At 47.0% G+C, this 15,248-nt stretch carries 12 protein-coding genes and 1 tRNA gene; 7 read left to right on the top strand and 6 right to left on the bottom strand.

Annotated elements, in window-relative coordinates:
• Positions 1–5 precede the first annotated feature (5 nt).
• The gene (locus tag B5X72_RS17125; RefSeq protein WP_079718153.1) at positions 6–1,355 is read left to right on the top strand and encodes an acyl-CoA dehydrogenase family protein; all 1,350 of its coding nucleotides are present in this window, start codon (positions 6–8) and stop codon (positions 1,353–1,355) included.
• A 63-nt stretch (positions 1,356–1,418) separates the two neighbouring features.
• Here the strand turns inward: B5X72_RS17125 and yidC are convergent, their stop codons facing one another.
• Positions 1,419–3,236, bottom strand: coding sequence for a membrane protein insertase YidC (gene yidC, locus B5X72_RS17120; protein ID WP_079718152.1), 1,818 nt, complete (start codon positions 3,234–3,236; stop codon positions 1,419–1,421).
• 13 nt (positions 3,237–3,249) lie between these two features.
• The gene (locus B5X72_RS17115; protein WP_079718151.1) at positions 3,250–4,869 is read right to left on the bottom strand and encodes a CTP synthase; all 1,620 of its coding nucleotides are present in this window, start codon (positions 4,867–4,869) and stop codon (positions 3,250–3,252) included.
• A gap of 333 nt (positions 4,870–5,202) precedes the next feature.
• On the opposite strand from B5X72_RS17115, the gene B5X72_RS17110 reads away from it, so the two are divergent.
• From B5X72_RS17110 to B5X72_RS17100, 3 genes are all read left to right on the top strand, one after another.
• The gene (locus B5X72_RS17110) at positions 5,203–8,226 is read left to right on the top strand and encodes an amidohydrolase family protein (RefSeq protein WP_317043124.1); all 3,024 of its coding nucleotides are present in this window, start codon (positions 5,203–5,205) and stop codon (positions 8,224–8,226) included.
• Between the two features lie 22 nt (positions 8,227–8,248).
• Positions 8,249–9,556 carry an amidohydrolase family protein gene (locus B5X72_RS17105; RefSeq protein ID WP_079718149.1) on the top strand — a complete coding sequence of 436 codons (1,308 nt, stop codon included), beginning with the start codon at positions 8,249–8,251 and terminating at the stop codon, positions 9,554–9,556.
• A 168-nt stretch (positions 9,557–9,724) separates the two neighbouring features.
• On the top strand, positions 9,725–10,237 hold the full coding sequence (locus B5X72_RS17100) for an HmuY family protein (RefSeq protein ID WP_079718148.1): 513 nt from the start codon (positions 9,725–9,727) through the stop codon (positions 10,235–10,237).
• A gap of 55 nt (positions 10,238–10,292) precedes the next feature.
• On the opposite strand, the gene rplS is transcribed toward B5X72_RS17100, so the two are convergent.
• The gene (rplS, locus tag B5X72_RS17095; protein WP_079718147.1) at positions 10,293–10,640 is read right to left on the bottom strand and encodes a 50S ribosomal protein L19; all 348 of its coding nucleotides are present in this window, start codon (positions 10,638–10,640) and stop codon (positions 10,293–10,295) included.
• Between the two features lie 156 nt (positions 10,641–10,796).
• On the opposite strand from rplS, the gene B5X72_RS17090 reads away from it, so the two are divergent.
• A tRNA-Pro gene (locus B5X72_RS17090) sits at positions 10,797–10,870 on the top strand.
• Positions 10,871–11,173: 303 nt separating this feature from the next.
• On the opposite strand, the gene B5X72_RS17085 is transcribed toward B5X72_RS17090, so the two are convergent.
• Positions 11,174–12,037 (bottom strand): DMT family transporter, encoded by an 864-nt coding sequence (locus B5X72_RS17085; RefSeq protein ID WP_079718146.1) that lies wholly within the window; start codon positions 12,035–12,037, stop codon positions 11,174–11,176.
• A 695-nt stretch (positions 12,038–12,732) separates the two neighbouring features.
• The gene (locus tag B5X72_RS17080; RefSeq protein ID WP_079718145.1) at positions 12,733–13,341 is read right to left on the bottom strand and encodes an NAD(P)H-dependent oxidoreductase; all 609 of its coding nucleotides are present in this window, start codon (positions 13,339–13,341) and stop codon (positions 12,733–12,735) included.
• Positions 13,342–13,457: 116 nt separating this feature from the next.
• On the opposite strand from B5X72_RS17080, the gene B5X72_RS17075 reads away from it, so the two are divergent.
• Entirely contained in the window at positions 13,458–14,033 is a 576-nt protein-coding gene (locus tag B5X72_RS17075) for a TetR/AcrR family transcriptional regulator (protein WP_139378756.1), read from the top strand.
• A gap of 144 nt (positions 14,034–14,177) precedes the next feature.
• Entirely contained in the window at positions 14,178–14,789 is a 612-nt protein-coding gene (locus tag B5X72_RS17070; RefSeq protein ID WP_079718143.1) for a helix-turn-helix domain-containing protein, read from the top strand.
• 187 nt (positions 14,790–14,976) lie between these two features.
• On the opposite strand, the gene B5X72_RS17065 is transcribed toward B5X72_RS17070, so the two are convergent.
• Positions 14,977–15,248, bottom strand: a 272-nt coding sequence (locus B5X72_RS17065) for an integrase core domain-containing protein (protein ID WP_139378755.1), incomplete at its 5' end; no start/stop codon positions are given.

Here is a 15,248-nt window from a genome sequence, read left to right as displayed (position 1 = left end):
GAACCATGTTGTCAAAAATCAAAAAGGCTTACCAGCTGCTCAAAAGTATCGACTTGGAAGCGTTGGATAAGCTGTCGCAGAAAATAGACCTACCCAAGGCGATGGCGTCTTTTTCAAAGCTGGACGATAAACAACTTAAAGGCCTGATGAAAATGCTGGAGGGCGGAAAGGCTAAAAAGGAATTGCCACCTATCAACGGCGACTTTTACGAGTTGCATCTTCGGTTGAGCGAGGCGGATCGGGCATTGCAACTCAAGGTGCGCGATTTTATGGAGCGCGAAATACGCCCGCTGGTCAACCAATATTGGTTGCGCGATGAATTCCCCTTTGAGATTATCCCGAAATTAGCCGAACTGAATATCTGTGGCCTGACCTATGAAGGGTATGGGTGTGCCGGCCGGTCATCGTTGATGGAAGGTATCATCGCCATGGAAATCGCACGCATAGATGCGTCTGTAGCTACATTCTTCGGCGTGCAAAGCGGCTTGGCCATGGGGTCGATCTACCTGTGTGGATCGGATGAGCAAAAGGAAGAGTGGTTGCCTGCTATGCAACAGATGAAATTGATTGGCGCTTTCGGCCTTACCGAACCGGAAGTTGGATCAGGCGCTGCCGGGGGGCTTACGGTGACCGCACGCAAGACGGACAATGGATGGGTACTCAACGGACAGAAAAAGTGGATTGGCAACGCACCGTTTGCGGACGTGACCGTTATCTGGGCGAAAGATGTCGATGACGGCGAGGTGAAGGGCTTCCTGGTGCGGAAAGGCGCCCCGGGATTTGAGGTGGCGAAAATCAAAGGGAAAATGGCACTGCGTATTGTCCAGAATGGGTTAATTACGTTGACGGATTGTTTGGTGCCTGAAAGCGACCGCCTGCAACACGCCAATTCGTTTAAAGATACAGCCAAGGTATTGCAGCTGACCCGGGCGGGTGTGGCTTGGATGGCAGTAGGGTGTGCGCGCGGTGCCTATGAAAATGCCCTTGACTATACACGTAAACGCAAACAATTTGGCAAACCGATTGCCTCTTTCCAGCTTATTCAAAATCACCTCGTGGAGATGCTCTCCAACCTCACAGCCATGCAAACTTTGGTGTACCGCCTTTCTGAATTGCAGGATGCCGGAATGCTGCGTGATGAACATGCGTCGTTGGCAAAGGTATTCTGTACACTCCGTACGCGCGATATCGTGAGTCGTGCACGGGAGGTGATGGGCGGAAACGGTATCCTGCTGGAATACGATGTGGCGCGCTTTCTGGCCGATGCTGAAGCCATTTATTCGTACGAAGGCACGAAGGAGATCAATTCGCTCATCGTTGGTCGGTCGATTACCGGATTTAGCGCCTTCGTGTAGGGCGTTAACGCACTGAAGCCGGGATAACGCCCGGCTTCAGTGTTCTGCAATAGTACCTGTGAATTACTTCTTGCCTTTTTTGCCTTGCGCTTGCTGCTGGCGCATGTATTCTTCCATGCGTTGCTGGAATTTCGATTTCTTCTGTGCTTCGGGTTTCTTCTTGTTGGCCTCGATGATGGCGAGTATTTTATCGTCATTGATTAGCTGCCGGATAACCAACTGCTGCCCGAAGGTGAATACGGTAGAAAGCAGGTAATAGTAGTTAAGACCGGCAGGAAAGCTATTCAGCACAAACAAGAAGATGAGCGGCATGAAATAACCGATGTATTTCATTTGACCGGTGGCTCCGGAAATGGAATTGTTGTACCACGTCGAAAGCAGCGTGGCGACGGTCATCAAAATACACATTAAGCTGATGTGATCCATGCCGATGAGTGGCAAAGGAGGAAAGGTAATGGGTGAATCATAAGTTGAAAGGTCTTTCACCCAAAGGAGGCTCTCGCCCCGCAACTCAAACAGATTGGGGAAAAAGAAAAAGAATGCGATCGTAAACGGCATCTGGAGCAGCAACGGGATGCAACCGCCTAATGGGTTGACACCGGCCTGTTTGTACAGTTTAAGATACTCCTGTTGCAATAGGGTTGGATTATCCTGTCCTACTTTTTCCTTGATCTGGTCCATCTCCGGCTTAAGTACCCGCATCTTGGCCATCGATACATACGAACGGTAAGTGAGGGGCGACAGGACCAGCTTCAACATGACTGTCAAAATGAGTATAACCAGACCATAGCTCCAGTTGAAACTGTCCAAAAAGGAAAATACAGGGATGGTGATGAACCGGTTGATCCATTTCATCGGCCCCCAGCCCATGTCTATTTGTTTTTCCAGTCCGTATCCATGCGCTTTCAGCACCTTGTATTGGTTCGGCCCGAAGAAGAAATGCATCGGATAGGTGTTGATATCCTGACGGCTGAAATCAAGGCGGAGGTTCGCGGAAAACAACTTTACAATATCACGGTCTGCGCTGGTATATACATTCACCTTGCCGCCGTTGAATCCGTTCTCAGCAACCAGTACGTTGGAGAAAAAATGTTGCTTGAAGGATACCCATTCCACCCGTTCGTCGAGTTGTTCCTCGTCATCCTTCGCTGTATTGAGATGGTCGACTTCCCCATCGGCAAGGGAATAATATAAGGTAGAACGCTGACGTTCGCTGCTCATATCTTTCTCCTTTTGGGAAAGCACGGCTTCCCAGTTGAGTACCAGCTGACTTTCCGTAGGTGCTACCACATCCTGTAACCCTTTCGTGACGACGGTAAAACCGAGGTTGTGGTCATCGCCTTTGATGGAGTAAATGTAGTCAATGTACTTTTCTGGGGCATAGGACAGCCTGAAGGTCACGGACGCAGAGTCCTGCCCTGTCACCTGGATATCACCGCCTTCTGTTGTAAAATAGAGGTCGTTGGTTATGATGTTTTTCCCCGCAGCGGAGAAAAAGAGGCCAAATTTGTTTTGATCGCCTTCGAAGAGCATGAGCGGCCGTCCGTCATAGGTTGTTTCATTCTTCAGCTCAACCGATTTTACGCGTCCGCCCTTGGTACTGATTGCCGCGCGGATATAGTCATTTTCGAGGGTGACAACCCGATCCTCGCCCTGGATGGCATTGCCGAAGGGTCCGCTGAGCAGGGCTGAATCAAGGGCGGTGGTTTGCTGTACCGTGGTGTCACGATCGACTTGCTCAATGCCTGCCCGCGCCCGGGCAAGGGAATCCTGCAGTTGGCGCTCCCGTTTCAGTTCTTCTTCCGAGGGCTGTAGTAAATAAAAGGAACCCGCGATAATAATGAAGATTAAAACGAGTCCTGTGATTGAATTTCTATCCATTTCTTAATATACACTATTTCTGCTTCGCTGCTTTGCTATGCGCCAGGGAAGCGGCTACAAAGCTAACAAAAAGTGGGTGAGGATTTGCAACTGTTGACTTTAATTCGGGGTGGAATTGCCCGGCGACGAAAAAGGGGTGTCCCTTGAGTTCTACAATTTCAACCAGGTTGTTCGCGGGGTTGATGCCCGAAGCAATCATGCCTGCGGCTTCATATTGCGCAAGGTAGTCGTTGTTAAATTCATACCGGTGCCGATGCCTTTCCGAAATTCTGCTCTTCCCATAGATGGCAGCTGCCTTCGTGCCTTTTTTGACTTCACATTCATAAGCGCCCAGCCGCATGGTGCCACCCATGTTTTTCACTTTCTTTTGTGCTTCCATGAGGTGGATAACCGGGTGTTTGGTTTTGGGATCCATTTCATAGCTATTGGCATCCTTGATTTTCAATACGTTTCGGCCAAATTCAACGACGGCACATTGCATACCGAGGCAGATGCCAAAGAACGGTATATTGTGCTCCCGTACATATTGGATGGCAATCAACTTTCCATCCAACCCGCGTTCGCCGAAACCGGGTGCAACCAACACACCGCATACCCGTTTCAACTTTTCGTCAACGTTAGCCGCATTAATACTTTCCGCGGCAATGAGCTTAACCTTGACCTTGCATTCATTGGCAGCACCGGCGTGGATAAAAGCTTCGTTAATGGACTTGTATGCATCGGGCAGTTCCACATATTTGCCTACGAGCGCAATCGTCACTTCCGCTGTCGGATTTTTCAGTTTACCCAGAAACGCTTTCCAACTTTCCAAATCGGGGTCGCTTTTGGTCGAGAGCTTAAGTTTTGCCAGCACAGTTTTGTCCAATTGTTCTTTCAGCATCAACAAAGGAACATCATAGATCGAAGGCGCATCAATGGATTCGATAACAGCATTGGCATTGACGTTGCAAAACAGCGCGAGCTTTTTGCGGATCTCGGCGTTGAGGTGGTGCTCGGTACGGCAAACCAGCACGTCAGGCTGAATGCCATATTCCAATAGGGTTTTCACCGAGTGTTGCGTAGGCTTCGTTTTGAGTTCGCCGGCCGCAGCCAAAAAGGGTACAAGCGTCAGGTGGATAACCAGGGAGTTATTCGTACCCAGTTCCCATCGGAGCTGTCGCACGGCTTCAATAAAAGGAAGTGACTCGATATCGCCGACAGTTCCGCCAAGTTCGGTAATAATGATATCGTACTGACCGTCCTTACCCAAGAGGCACATCCGCCGTTTTATCTCGTCCGTGATATGCGGTACGACCTGTACAGTTTTGCCAAGGTAGGCTCCCTCGCGCTCCTTGTCAATGACGTATTGATAAATACGGCCCGTGGTCACGTTATTGGCCTGTGAAGTGGGCGTATTAAGAAAACGCTCATAATGGCCAAGATCCAGGTCGGTTTCTGCGCCGTCTTCGGTCACATAGCATTCGCCGTGTTCATAAGGATTAAGTGTGCCTGGATCGATGTTGATGTAAGGGTCGAATTTCTGGATGGTCACTTTATAACCACGTGCTTGAAGCAGCTTGGCTAAGGACGCCGAAATAATACCTTTTCCTAACGACGAAGTAACGCCGCCCGTAACAAAAATGTATTTAGTCATGACAAATTCTGGGTGTATTTTATACGTTGTCTACGCCAAAAAAGCTTCGAACATCACGTTTGTGTACGGGATGCAAAGATACGTTTTTTTGTGTAAATGATAAAAAAGATTTTCCTCAGCGGGGATAAACAGGGCGTGGTCTTTGTTATAGCAACAATGTTGTCTTAACTGGTAACTTTCCTATTACGATGGTAGTTTTTTGTTAAAAAACCGAGGTAACCGTCTAATTTTGGTGAAAATCATTCCTTTTTAATGTAAAGCTGTCGCGAGTGGCCTGCGAAATGGCTAAAATAATGCTCATGATTGTTTTATTGTCTTAAAAAAACAAGTGTTATGATGAAGAAACCGATACTTTTCTTTTGTTTTATGCTGGTTTCGGGGCTTATACTGGCTCAAGGGACCTTTCCGGTAAACGGATCGCATGATGAACGCCCGCAATTATTTGCATTGACCAATGCAAACATCGTAGTGAAAGCGGGAGAGATTATCCAAAACGGCACGTTACTGGTAGACGGGCAACGCATAGCCGCATTGGGAAAGGGCCAAGCCGTCCCCAAAGGTTATGTTGTTGTCGATTTGAAGGGCAAATTTATTTATCCGTCATTTATCGATGCCTTCAGCGAATATGGTCAATCCAGGGAGAGCCGGAGTGGCGGCCAACAGGGATTCGGAGGACGGCAGGCTCAGATTTTCGAGTCGACTAAAAATGGCCCTTACGGTTGGAACGAAGCCATACGCCCGGAAGTGGCAGCTAAGGAGACCTTTACCGTCAACCAGCGGCAAAGCGAAGAATTAAAGAAGATAGGATTCGGCGCGGTGCAATCCGTTGTGCGAGATGGTATTGCCCGTGGGAGCTCCGTCGTTGCAACCTTGGCCGATGCCCGTGAAAACGAGGTCATCATCCTTCCGGAAGCGGGAGCACACTATTCATTTAACAAAGGGACGGCACGGACCAGTTACCCATCATCGTTAATGGGGACCATCGCATTGCTTCGTCAAACCTATTATGACAGTCAATGGTACGCCAAGCAACACGATGAATATAATATCTCGTTGGAAGCGTTCAACAAATTGCAATCGCTGCCTCAATTTTTTGAGGTGGATGATATGCTGGATATCCTCCGGGCGGATAGGATTGCGAAAGAATTCGGAAAAAGCTATATCATTAAGACCGGAGGCAATGAATATCAGCGGATTGCGGATATCAAAGCGACGAACGCCAGTTTGATAGTCCCGCTTAACTTCCCCAAGGCATACGACGTAGAAGACCCGGCAGATGCGCGCAACGTGACGTTGGCACAGTTGAAACATTGGGAGATGGCTCCAGCGAATCCGGCTATGCTCGAAAAAGCGGGTATCCGTTTTGCGATATCCCCCGTCGGACTGGATAACCTCCGCGATTTCTGGAGCAATCTACGTGTCGCCATCGCTAACGGCCTTTCTCAGGATTATGCACTACGGGCGCTCACCGAAGTGCCGGCGGAAATGTTAGGGCTTTCGAGCAAGTTGGGAACGCTGGAAAAAGGCAAACTGGCCAATTTCATTATTACCAGCGATTCCTTATTCAAAGACGGTACGGTGATTTATGAAAATTGGGTGCAAGGCAAAAAATTTGTAGCCACAAAAAGTTATGACAAAGCCTTGACGGGAGAATATGCCACGCAATTCCCCAATGTGGGCAACGCCAAATTGTTTGTCAAAGACAATGATGGCAAACTGGAGGCGCATCTGAAAATCGGGTCGGATACAACGGCCACCAAGATGGTTGCCTCCCGAACCGGCGATTTGGTGTCATTCAGCTTCAATCCCAAGGGGCAGCAAGGAAGCACACGCGTCAGTGGTTACATCGCCGAAGGCGACCCGCTGATACTGAAGGGAGAGGTCGTGCAGCCAGACGGCACATCTTCATCATGGGCGGCTACGTATACCGCGGCATATACAGCTGAGACATCAAATAAGGCGCGGCCTGCCGCGAATAAAGTCGTCGCCGAAGGCGATATAATCTACCCGTTTGTAGCCTACGGCAATAAAACCGTACCTGCTTCAGAAACCGTGTTAATTAAAAATGCAACGGTATGGACTAATGAAGCCGATGGGGTCCTGGAAAACGCGGACGTGCTGTTGGCGGGTGGAAAAATCAAAGCGGTAGGCAAAGGACTGTCGGCCGCCGGAGCCACGGTAATCGACGGAACAGGCAAGCATGTCACGCCGGGGATCATCGATGAGCACTCCCACATTGCCATTAGCCGGGGCGTCAATGAAGGTTCGCATTCAGTCACCGCGGAAGTACGGATAGGCGACGTTGTCAATTCGGAAGATGTCAATATCTACCGGCAGCTGGCGGGCGGGGTCACGGCCTCGCACCTGTTGCATGGGTCTGCTAATTCCATCGGCGGCCAGTCCCAGCTTATCAAGCTGCGCTGGGGTCAAAATCCGGAAGGGTTAAAATTTGGCAACAACGACGGGTTTATCAAATTTGCCCTGGGAGAAAACGTAAAACAAAGTAACTGGGGAATTACAGGTAGTCGCTTTCCACAAACCCGTATGGGGGTGGAGCAGGTATTCTACGATGCATTTACACGGGCTAAGGAGTACAAAACACGGATGGCGGCTAATGACCCCACCTTGCGACGGGACCTTACGCTCGACGCACTCGTCGAAATACTTGACAAAAAGCGCTTCATCACTTGCCACTCTTATGTGCAGTCCGAAATAAACATGTTGATGCATGTGGGAGACAGTATGGGCTTCCGCGTGAATACCTTTACCCATATCCTGGAGGGCTACAAGCTGGCAGACGAGATGGCTAGCCGCCAGATTGCAGGTGCCTCCTTCGCCGACTGGTGGGCTTACAAAATGGAAGTGCAGGAGGCGATCCCCTACAATGCATACCTCATGCATAAGCGAAACGTGCTGACGGCCATCAACTCGGACGATGCCGAGATGGCGCGCCGGCTGAATCAAGAGGCGGGGAAAGCCGTAAAATATGGTGGAGCTACGGAAGAGGACGCGCTAAAAATGGTAACACTCAACGTTGCCGAAATCCTCCATGTTGAAGATAGGGTGGGGAGCCTAGCACCGGGTAAGGATGCCGATGTTGTGATATGGAGCGATAGGCCACTCTCCATTTATGCCAAAGCGGAAAAGACCTTTGTAGACGGCGTGAAATATTGGGATATCGAGGAAGATCTTGCTAAACAGCAGGAATTGGCAGCGGAGAAGGCACGGCTTATCCGCAAATCTTTGCAGGCCAAAGGCAATGGAGGCGCCACGCAACGTGCCGTCGCTCAACCCAATATGGAGTACCACTGCGATACTATTGGTGAAATCGGTGAATATGAGGAATACATGGATTAACGGCTTTCAACTTTTAGAGAAAATGAAATCAATTATCACATATATAGCAGGCGTGGCAGCATTCATACTAGCCAGTGGCTTGGCCAGCGCCCAACCAACCATCTATCCCGCGAAAGCGCAGGAACGCCCTGTGGCCATCACGGGCGCTACAATTCATGTCGGTAACGGCGAGGTCATCACGCAGGGTACATTGCTTTTCGACCAAGGAAAGATCACTTACGTTGGCGGCGCAACGACCGTCCCAGCCGAAGCGTTGACCATAGACGCTGCGGGCAAGCACGTTTATCCCGGATTTATTGCGCCGAATACCAACCTGGGGCTTGTGGAGGTTTCATCGGTACGAGCTACAGTGGATTTCGCTGAAGTAGGGGAGAACAATGCGCATGTGCGTTCGTTGATTGCTTATAATACAGACTCCAAGGTCATCAATACCTTGCGTTCCAATGGTATATTGCTCGCGCAGATTACTCCGCAGGACGGTGTTGTATCCGGGCAATCGTCTGTTGTCCAATTGGATGCGTGGAATTGGGAAGACGCCGCTTACAAAATTGATGAAGGAATCCACATCAATTGGCCTACCGTTCGTTTCGGGCGTTTCGGTGGCGGGCCTTCCAATCCCGAGGCGCAAAAAGAGCAGGTGCAGGCGGAAATCGCCCAATTGGAGGGTTACCTCAGTGAGGCGAAAGCGTATGCCGAGTTGGGTGGAGATAAGGTCAGCAATGCACGTTTTGAAGCTTTCAGGGCGGTATTTGCTGGCGATCGCCAAGTATATGTGCATGCAAACAGGGCGACGGATATCATAGCGGCAATTTCAAGCCTGAAGCGTCTTGGCATCAAGCCGGTGTTGGTCGGGGGGACCGAGGCTCATCTGGTGACCGAGTTGCTCAGCGATAATCAAATACCAGTCATCGTCAGACAGTCGCACTCGCTGCCTTATGCAAGCGATGCCGATGTATACCTTCCTTATAAACAAGCAAAGTTGTTGAGCGATGCCGGCATACTCGTTGCATATAGTATTGACGGTTTTTGGCAGCAGCGCAACTTGCCATTCATGGCCGGTACAGCGGCAGCTTACGGAATGAACAAAGAACAGGCATTGGCCACGATCACAAGCAATACCGCGAAGATACTTGGAATCGATGATCGCACAGGCACCCTTGAGGTAGGCAAGGATGCTAATATCATCGTGTCCAGCGGCGATGCGTTGGATATGCTCGGTAACGATATCGAGCGCGCGTTTATACAAGGGCGTGACATCAATCTGGATGATCTGCACAAGCAACTCTTTGAACGCTACGAATACAAGTACGGATTAATTGAAGATAGGTAATCCATCTTCAGTGCATAGCAACGAAGCGGCAAGCTTTCAACCGGACTCCAGCACGTCCAATACACGTTCGTCTGCGTTTCCAACAAGAATGCTTGCCGCACTGTTTTGGTATGTGTTTGTTTCTTAGATTGATTATAAATAAGCGGTCAATTGTTTTATATTTGCTGAATGAAAACACGGTATTATAAAACGTTGTCAGTCGTTGTGTTGGCACTGACTGTCATCAAGGCACTTCATGCCCAGGAAGTAAAAACAGTAAGCAACATCGATGCATCGGCCAAAACCGCTTATTTTAGTTTTGCGACCGGGAAGGAAGTCGCTGAAGGGTCCCAAGATTGGGATATCGCATTCAACCGTACGACCATCCTGGTCAACGGCGGCAGTAGCGGCAAGGGAGGTGCAACGGCCTTGCTGTTGAAAGATACGTCGTTTGAAACGGTGACGACAGCTCCCGAATCCGGCTTTAAGGCAGATACGGAGAGCGAAAAAGCAATACCGACGGGAAGCGGCAACGGCTGGTACGAGTACGACATGAGTGACCACAGCATCAACCCTATTCAGGGGCGTATTTTGATAGTCAAGACATCATCCGGCAAATACGCCAAGGTAGAAATCCTGGGTTACTATAATAAGTCCAACCACAATGCTGCAAGCTATTCCTTCCGGTACAGTTTTTTATAAAAAAAAGAAGCTGCCGATTGGCAGCTTCCTATAATATCTAGCATGTTCACGTGTGTTAAACCCTCTTGGATTTAATACGAGCGGCTTTACCAGTAAGACCACGCAGGTAGTATAGCTTCGAGCGGCGTACTTTTCCGTAGCTGTTTACCTCAATTTTTTCAATGTTTGGCGAGTTTATGGGGAAAATACGCTCAACACCTACGCCGTTGGAAATCTTACGTACCGTAAACGTCTGATTGGCGCCGATGCTATTGCGTTGGATGACAACACCTTGGTAAACCTGAATACGCTCTTTGTTGCCTTCCCGAATTTTATAGTGAACGCTAACAGTATCCCCAGCCTTAAATGCGGGAACTTCGTTATGTGTTACCGCCTGCTCTTCTACAAATTTTACTAAATCCATGATTTTGAGTAATTAATGACGATTATTATCCCGTAAAAATCGAGCTGCAATATTAGTGATTATTTTCTGAATATAAAAACCGTTTTTAAAAAAAGAAATATGAAGTTATTTTTGGAATTTGGATTTAATTTTTACCTTTGCAAACCCTTACGGGAACGGGGTGTAGCGTAGCCCGGTATCGCGCCTGCTTTGGGAGCAGGAGGTCGTAGGTTCGAATCCTGCCACCCCGACCGAGAAGCCCACAACGGCGGTCAAAACCCCTTTAATCATATGATTAGAGGGGTTTTTCGTTTTTTCTTCCTTAATCTGTTCAAGTAAAACCAAAATCCGGATGGTGAGGTTGCTCTATCCGCAAGTATCATTGGATATTGGGACGTAAGGCAATCCAGGGAGCAGGCAGAGCGGACAAAAGAAAAGCCTTAAAGACTGAAACAGCAAAACAATAGGAATTTATATAATACAAAAGGGGCCGCCTTTTTAGACAGCCCCATTTTCTTTAATGAGACTTTTTAGACAGCCCTTTTTTTAATTTTTTATTCCTTGTTGATAATGAAAGTTTGCAATACAACGGAGGATATTACAAAGACCAATCCTATATAAAACGAGAAATTTACTTCTTTGCTCTCTCCGAAAAATAGAAATGCAACAATGATAGCGTAAACAGGTTCAAGGTTCATACTCAGATTTGCCGTAAATGCAGAAATCTTTTTAAATGCTTCTGTAAGGAAAACATATACTAATACAGTGCAGAAAAGTGCAAGCATTAACAAATAAGAACTATCCCTAAAATCGGGAATAAGGTTTTCAGAGGGAAAGAAATACAGGTAAACAGGCAATGAAACGCCCAAACCCACCGTACCGCCAATCATTTGGTAATAATTGATGAGTTTACTGTCATAATGTTCCACCAATCGCTTGTTATAAACTGAATAGAGTGTATAAAAAAAGGGGGAAATAACACCTAAAGAAATACCCAGTTGATAGGAAGTGTCAAAATGGAAAATTAGACCTATGCCAACAATGGTTAAGGCGCTTAATAAAAATTCTGACAATCTGAATGGTGTTTTGTTGACTAAAGGCTCTAAAATAGCCGTAAAGAAGCTTGCCATACAATAACAAACTACACCAATCGAAATATTGGAGTATTTGATGCCTGCAAAAAAGAATACCCATGATAATGTGAGGAGTATTCCGATTTTAGCGATGTTGAATTTTTCTTTACGCCCAATATTTTTGTTTACCCTAAACAACTTTAGTGCAAAAAACAGGATGACCGCGGAGAAAAATACCCTGTACCAAGTAAGCAATCCCTCATTAAGCGATATTAGTTTTCCGAAAACAGGAGAAAAGCCGAGAAATAGCACGGCGGTGTGCAATAATAAATATGTTTTTTTCATTAAGAATTGTCGTTAATATTTAATTGAGAATTTGAAGCATAAAAATCCTGCTCGATGTAACATCGATATTATACTTCTTTGAAATTTCCAAGAAATATTAAACTATTGGGGGCGGAAGACAATTCTTGATATTCATATTCTATTTAATTGATGCAAATATAGCAAAAGCTTATTATGCTTGCTGTACGCATAGATTAAGTAAAATCTAATGACTTCATAAATACCAAAGGATGGGAAACACCACCGCTCTTGGTTTTTTGGATGTGATAGTAGGCTACTTAGGCGCTGCAAACCGAATCTATTATGGCGATAAAAGCTTGAAATACGGTAATTTTGATGAATTTGGGGATTCGACAGCAACAAGTTCAATTGCAGTGGGTGATTTAAACGAAGATGGTATTATGAATATCGTTGAAGGGAATGTTGAATCTGTAAATCGTGTTTTCATCGGAAATGTACATCGCACTTTCGAAATACAAAATCTTCGAGAGGATTTAAACGACGATACTTATCATGTGGAAATTGGGGATTTACACAATGATGGCCTGTTAGATATTGTGAAGCTAATTCCGATGCATGGAATCTTTACTATTACACGATTCCTAAAAAATAATTGTTTTCATCTGTATAGCTCCATTAAAATGGCAATATTTGTACTAATCATTGGCAAACATATATCTGAGCAAACAATCCGCTTATTCATGGCATACCAGTGGGGAAGTGCTGGGGCAGGCTTCCGCTGCCGCAATAGCCGCTACCTGGGCCAACCAAGCGCTTCGCTGACTTTCGTCAGCTTCGACGATGGGCCCTATGAATGTGGTAGATACCGGCGCTATACCGCACAGTTCCAAGGTGCCCTTTTTTAGCTGCGTGAAGCCCGTATTGTCGTAGTCCAGTTGGTAGGCCGTTTCGGTCATGTCTGAGGTGCAGATAATCCGGGCGGAGCGCCCGTGTAAAAGCCCCGACAATTCGTTACGTTCGTTTACCGAATACGTTATCCCCGGAAGGAAGACCCGGTCAATAAAGCCCTTCATCACGGCCGGATAGCTCCACCACCATAAGGGGTGTATCCAGACCATATGATCCGACCACTGGATTTTTTCAATGGCCTGCAACAAGTCGGGTTCCAGGTGGCTGCGCTTCCGGTAGCCGTAGCGGAGGTTCGGATCGAAGTCAAGCTCGCCTAAGGCCAGGTATTCCACGGCAGCGCCCTGGCGGGACGCGGCTTCAATATACGTGCTGGCGATGGCGCGGTTGAAGCTTTCAGGGTCGGGATGCCCGTTGATGATCAATATTTTTCGCATCTTTGGTACGTGTTAAAGATAAACAAATAACTGTAGGTCATTTGACCTAAAAACAAAAATAGGTCATTTGACCTACATTGGCAAGGAAAAAATTAAATCCGCTGATAAATAACGCGATGACAAAGCGAAGCGACCGTACGAACGGAATTATTGAGGCGACAGTACAGCTGTTGAAAGAGGAAGGGAGCGAAGGGCTGACCTTGCGCAAAGTGGCCGGTAGGTGCGGTATCACGTTGAGTAACCTGCAATATTATTACCCGGGCAAAACGGCCTTGCTCCAGGCAACGGCAGACCATTTTTTCCGGACCTGCGAGGAGCAGATATTAGCTGAGCGCGCCGAAGCGCTGAACGGAGATCCTGCGTCGTCGCATGTTTTCCTGAAAAGGCTGCTGACGTTGCTGATCGTGTGTGAGCTGGATGAGTTTTACAATGCCGTCTTCCGGGAGTTGTGGGCGTTGGCGATCCGCGATGCCGCATTGGGTGCTGCGTTGCGTACGTACTACCGGCGGTATGCCGCCTGGATGGTGGATATGATTGCCGAGTTATTCCCCCAGGCAGATGCTATCGTCAGCTTACTGATCCCTTATGCGGAGGGCTATGCGTTGGTGGGTGAGTCCATGCCGCTGGATCGCGAAGAGGTGGTGTCCTTATGGTACCAACTGATCACGGCCTTGCCGGATAATCCGTTATAGTCCGAGTACTTCGTCCAGAGTCGACGAGCCTTATCCAGCGAAAGTATGCGGTAAGCACGGCCAAATGTGCCTAAGCAGCGTCCTGTAGAAGATTAGTATATTTGTGCTGCAATACTAGTCGTCGTGACGACAATAATTTGTGAAATGGAGTTATCAGAAAAAGTAGCTATAGCAAGAAAAAGAAAGGGGCTTACCCAGGAACAATTGGCCGATTTAGCAAATGTTACAGTTCGTACCATCCAGCGTATAGAACGTGGTGAGAGCATTCCGAGAGCGTTTACCATTAAGACTTTGGCAAAGGCTTTAGGTACAAATTTCGAGGACTTAGCTAATAACGAGACTCAAAATGATAGTTCCCCAAACGTTTCAGCAGTCGTTCAAAATAACTTTAACCCCGATAACGAAAGGCACATTCTCAAAATCCTTTGCTTGTCATGTTTTAGTTATCTTGCAATCCCGCTTGTACATTTTATAATTCCCATTTATTTGTTGAAACATTCAGGTAGTAGCAATACGCTGACAATTAATCTTGCGCGTGTAGTTATAAGACGGCAGATTTATTGGGCGATCGTACATTCTTTTTTATTGCTACTTACGTTAGCTTATAACTTTATTAATGCCGTCTATTTTGAAGCATCATATCTGTTACATTATTTATGGCCTTTTTTTACAATGTATATTTTAAATGCCTTCATCATTATGCACAGCTTGATAAGGATAAATAACACAACTTATTCCCCTGTTTTTAGCGTCTAAAGCACTGGTTATTAGCTAATGTCAGGTTAATGTCGGGTAAATTACCGATTGTTGACTTCATTTAAGGTCATAGCTTTGCATTAAACAAATAATGCAAACCAAAATGAGGCTTTTTAAAAAAACATTATTAGCAATAGTATGATACTCCCTATTTGCTGGACAACTTTTGCACTAATTTAAGATATAATCACGACACATTTTTGATTATCTGATAGAACCTTTCGTCGGGTGTTATCCGGCCGATCGATTTATGCCTTCTCTCGGTATTGTAGAAGCATACATAATCCTTTACCTGCCGATATAGATCGACCCCACCGTTTGGTGGATTCAGATAGATTTTCTCCCTTTTGAGCGAACCCCAGAACCGTTCGATGTAGATATTGTCCAAAGCCCGGCCCTTACCGTCCATGGATATTTTCACCTCATGCTTTTTAAGTGCTTCGATGAATACCGAGGATG

The sequence above is a fragment of the Parapedobacter luteus genome (genome assembly GCF_900168055.1).
Lineage (GTDB): Bacteria > Bacteroidota > Bacteroidia > Sphingobacteriales > Sphingobacteriaceae > Parapedobacter > Parapedobacter luteus.
Note: the sequence above shows the minus strand (reverse complement) of the source record. Positions and strands in the feature narration are given on the sequence as shown.

What these genes read in the sequence shown, in the direction of transcription:
- B5X72_RS17100 (WP_079718148.1), top strand. Translation starts at nt 9,725, where the DNA reads ATGAAAACACGGTATTATAAAACGTTGTCAGTCGTTGTGTTGGCACTG.
- rplS (WP_079718147.1), bottom strand. Translation starts at nt 10,640, where the DNA reads ATGGATTTAGTAAAATTTGTAGAAGAGCAGGCGGTAACACATAACGAA.
- B5X72_RS17125 (WP_079718153.1), top strand. Translation starts at nt 6, where the DNA reads ATGTTGTCAAAAATCAAAAAGGCTTACCAGCTGCTCAAAAGTATCGAC.
- B5X72_RS17070 (WP_079718143.1), top strand. Translation starts at nt 14,178, where the DNA reads ATGGAGTTATCAGAAAAAGTAGCTATAGCAAGAAAAAGAAAGGGGCTT.
- B5X72_RS17080 (WP_079718145.1), bottom strand. Translation starts at nt 13,341, where the DNA reads ATGCGAAAAATATTGATCATCAACGGGCATCCCGACCCTGAAAGCTTC.
- B5X72_RS17085 (WP_079718146.1), bottom strand. Translation starts at nt 12,037, where the DNA reads ATGAAAAAAACATATTTATTATTGCACACCGCCGTGCTATTTCTCGGC.
- yidC (WP_079718152.1), bottom strand. Translation starts at nt 3,236, where the DNA reads ATGGATAGAAATTCAATCACAGGACTCGTTTTAATCTTCATTATTATC.
- B5X72_RS17110 (WP_317043124.1), top strand. Translation starts at nt 5,203, where the DNA reads ATGATGAAGAAACCGATACTTTTCTTTTGTTTTATGCTGGTTTCGGGG.
- B5X72_RS17105 (WP_079718149.1), top strand. Translation starts at nt 8,249, where the DNA reads ATGAAATCAATTATCACATATATAGCAGGCGTGGCAGCATTCATACTA.
- B5X72_RS17115 (WP_079718151.1), bottom strand. Translation starts at nt 4,869, where the DNA reads ATGACTAAATACATTTTTGTTACGGGCGGCGTTACTTCGTCGTTAGGA.
- B5X72_RS17075 (WP_139378756.1), top strand. Translation starts at nt 13,458, where the DNA reads ATGACAAAGCGAAGCGACCGTACGAACGGAATTATTGAGGCGACAGTA.